Here is a 1,023-nt window from a genome sequence, read left to right on the forward strand (position 1 = left end):
ACAATTGGAGTCCAGTTGTGTTTGAATAGATGTAACCCATCTTTGGTTTGGAACATCCAATTTTCGTGTCTTTCTTTCCCATTGCTAAGTTTAATTGTTCCATGTCTGAAATAATTTCTTAGCTTTTCGTGACTTGCCTTTCCGCATCTTGATACTGTCCATGCCCGTAACATTTGCCAGATTATGAAGTCTAGCTTAACGAAGGTCTCTGTTGAGACTACCGCTGAATAATAGTTTGCCCATCCCCGAATGATTGGGTTTAGTTTGCTAATCAGGGCTGATTGAGGTGCTGTTCTATATTGTTTTATTACACCTTTAATCACTTCTGTGTGGGCTTTGACTGCTTTATTGCTGGGTTTGATGTGGGTTTTGTGGCCGATTAGTCGGCTTGCTGTTCCACATGTTTTCCCAGATTTGTATTTTCCTGCTGGATATTGCCTAATATTGAATCCTAGAAAGTCAAACCCTGGTTCCTCTATTTTTCCATTATACTCAATAGGTTTGAGCGTGTGACATATTCGAGTTTTTTCAGGTTTTATTTCTAGTCCTACAGGTTTTAACCATACAGAGATAGCAGTTTTGCACTGTTCTATAATCTCTAGTGATGGTGATATCACTACAAAATCATCGGCATATCTTATTAAGGTGACTTTAACCTTAACCCATTTTGTTTTTGGATACATCGTTTCAATTAACCTAACCATGCCCAACAGTGCGATGTTAGCCAGGAGTGGACTTATTACCCCTCCTTGAGGTGTCCCTGTTTCAGTATCCTCAAATACACCGTTATCTAGTACACCTGCTTTGAGCCATTGTTTTAGGTCTCTTTTCAGGCTGCTTGGACAATGAATTTTGGACAGTAGGTAATCATGGTTCACGGTAAGAGCATTTTGCTATATCGGCATCAAGAACATAGTATTGTCCTTGATTTATGGCAGTATAAATTCTGCTTATTGCATCGTGGGCTGACCGTCCAGGACGGAACCCGTAGCTTGTGCCTTCAAATCTCGATTCCCATTCAGC

1 protein-coding gene and 1 pseudogene are annotated in these 1,023 nt (G+C 40.3%); both read right to left on the reverse strand.

Features of this window, described 5'->3' with window-relative positions; translation table 11 throughout:
• The coding region (locus tag P5674_RS25175; RefSeq protein WP_315670423.1) for a reverse transcriptase domain-containing protein at positions 1-878 on the reverse strand (878 nt) is incomplete at its 3' end.
• Positions 868-1,023 (reverse strand): annotated as a pseudogene (locus P5674_RS25180) (HNH endonuclease); the annotation flags it as partial. The gene P5674_RS25175 and the pseudogene P5674_RS25180, both read right to left, overlap by 11 nt.

This window comes from Limnospira sp. PMC 289.06, assembly GCF_032350395.1.
Lineage (GTDB): Bacteria > Cyanobacteriota > Cyanobacteriia > Cyanobacteriales > Microcoleaceae > Limnospira > Limnospira platensis.